The 2,214-nt window shown below is 67.8% G+C and carries 2 protein-coding genes; one reads left to right on the top strand and one right to left on the bottom strand.

The features are described 5' to 3' along the window. Window positions 1-154 precede the first annotated feature (154 nt). Complete coding sequence (locus GA0070215_RS29440; protein WP_091051787.1) at window positions 155-382, top strand: BBE domain-containing protein; 228 nt, start codon at window positions 155-157, stop codon at window positions 380-382. Between the two features lie 70 nt (window positions 383-452). Here GA0070215_RS29440 and GA0070215_RS27750 read toward each other — a convergent pair. Continuing rightward, window positions 453-2,214 (bottom strand): DUF1996 domain-containing protein (locus GA0070215_RS27750; RefSeq protein ID WP_244167191.1); only part of this gene is annotated, 1,762 nt, incomplete at its 5' end.

Raw genomic sequence — 2,214 nt, 5'->3', positions numbered from 1 at the left:
CACGCTCACGCAGCTCATCGGGGTACTTCTTCGGTGCAGGCATCGCTGGTGTTCCTCCAGGTTTCGATGTCTCCATCTAACCCGGTGCGGGACACTCTCGATCACCGCCGTTGCCGCACCGGACCACCCGGACTTCGACGCGGCCTGGGACAAGATGCGCCCTGCCCTGGACGGGCTGTACCTCAGCTTCGAGTCGGCGTTCACCCCGGACCGTCTCGCCGACGCCTTCCCGCCGGCGACCCTGGTCCGGCTCCGCCGGATCAAGGCCGAGGTCGATCCCGGGAATGTCTTCCACCAGACTTCCCGGTGGCTGTCCCGTAGGTGCTCCTGTCGGGCTGCGCACCGCGGTTGCCCGACCAGGCGATCATCGATCCGGTCCTGAATCGGCAGTCCGCGCCGGACGGCCCCTCGCCTGGGCGTGGGGGCCGTCCGTGGTTGGGGTATGTCCGGGGTCAGCCGCCGGCGAAGGTCACCTCCGTGCCGCACTTGGCGCTCTGGTTCAGGCAGGACTTGACCAGCGGTCCGATGCGGGCCGGGTCCCAGGCGTTCATGAAGTCGCCGTGCATGGATGACGGTTTGCCGGAGGAGAGGCTGAGACCGTTCCCGCCCAGCGACTGGAAGTTGACCATGAAGGACAGGTTCGGCACCGCCACCGGGTACTTGCCGGTGCAGACGCCGTTGACCGGGTCACCCATGTGCGACTTGTGGTCGGGTGAGTCGATGTGCTTGCCGTCCCAACAGTCCTTGAAGACAAGCTGGAAGATGAGATTGCCGCCCTGGGCGCAGACCGGCCAGTTACCGTCGGCGCTGCGGCCCGTCTCGGCGCTGCCGGCACACCAGAAGTGGTCGCTACCGGCGTTCTTCGGTGTGTCGACCTGCTTCTTGGCGTCGCCCTCGACCACCCGCAGGCCGGGCGGGAAGGGCTTGACGGTCGACGGATCCTTAACCCGCGAGCCGTAGTAGACCCGGAAACTCTTCATCGGTACGGGCTTGCCGTCCTTGCGCAGCTCCGGAGTCCAGTAGGCGCTCAGGTCACCGGGGGCGTTGCAGGTGGTCTTCGAGGAGAGCAGCTTGTCGGTCGTGGTGAAGGCGTCGACCTTCGGGCCGAAGAAGGTGTGCATGTGCGAGGCGCCCGGAAGGCCGGGGACGACGATCGGGTCGTCCGGCGCCGAGTTGGCGAGCTCGCAGTCGGTGTGGAACTCGGGAACGCGGGTGGTTCCCGGCGTCACCGGCTTCGGCTTGATCGCGTTGAAGGCAGCCAGTTCCTGGTTCCACCTGCCCTGGTCAACGGGAACCCAGCCGGCCGCCGACGTCGTCGGGGTGGTCGGCGTCGTCGGGGTGGTCGGTTTCGGCGTCGCCGGGCTGGCGCTCGTGGTGGGCGACGCGCTCGGCACCGTGCCGGTCGCGGAGCCGAACGTGAACCAGTTCAGGTTCACGAAGTCCGACCGGGATGTGCTCTTCATGACGGCGAAGACGGTCTGCGGGCCGGCCGGCACACGGGACGCCGTGCCGGTCGCCGTCGTCCACTTCTGCCAGCCGCCGGTGTGGGTGATCGGAAAGCTGGCCAGCAGGGCACCGGTCTGCGTGCCGAGGCGCAGCTCCACGATGCCGCCGTCGGTGTTGTCCGCGGCGACCCGGGCCTTCAGGTCGGTGCCGATGATCGAAACGCCGTCGTACCGCAGCCAGTCACCGTTGGCGAGCCAGCCGACGTTCCGGCCGCCGTCGGCGTCGCCAGTGTTCTCGGTCTGCGCGCCGGACTGCGCGGCGAAGGCCTCCGCCTGGATGCGGCCGGGCACTGCGACCTCTTCGGCCTGGGCGGCGGCGATGTAGATGCCGCTGCCGGCCAGGGCGGCGGCGACCGCGGAGGCGAGCGTGATACGAGCGAGGCGGCGGCGCTTCTGCGCCAGGCCCGGCGGTGCGACATGCGCGGGGGGAGTCCGCATTGCCAAGGATTCCTTCGAGTCGGCGATAACGCTCCTGTCGCCTGAAGTATGTGCACGTCCCAGACCTGCGGCAATGTGCGGAAAAAGAATTAAGGAGGGCCGCGGACAAGTACCCTGGTGGCCGCCGGGCCCGCCTTGGATAACACTTTTTGATCCTCGTTTCCTGAAGTTTTCATTAATTCGGATGGCCTGCGTTCCGCAGCTCGGCGTCGATATAGGCGGCGGATCTGGGCTGTGAGCTGGGCAGACAGGGGTAGGCCCGGTGACGGGG

This window comes from Micromonospora marina (assembly GCF_900091565.1).
Classification (GTDB): domain Bacteria; phylum Actinomycetota; class Actinomycetes; order Mycobacteriales; family Micromonosporaceae; genus Micromonospora; species Micromonospora marina.
The sequence above is the reverse complement of the archived record's forward strand: the minus strand, read 5'-3'. Positions and strand labels throughout refer to the sequence as shown.

Coding starts and splice junctions, on each gene's coding strand:
- GA0070215_RS29440 (WP_091051787.1), top strand. CDS start 155: ATGCGCCCTGCCCTGGACGGGCTGTACCTCAGCTTCGAGTCGGCGTTC.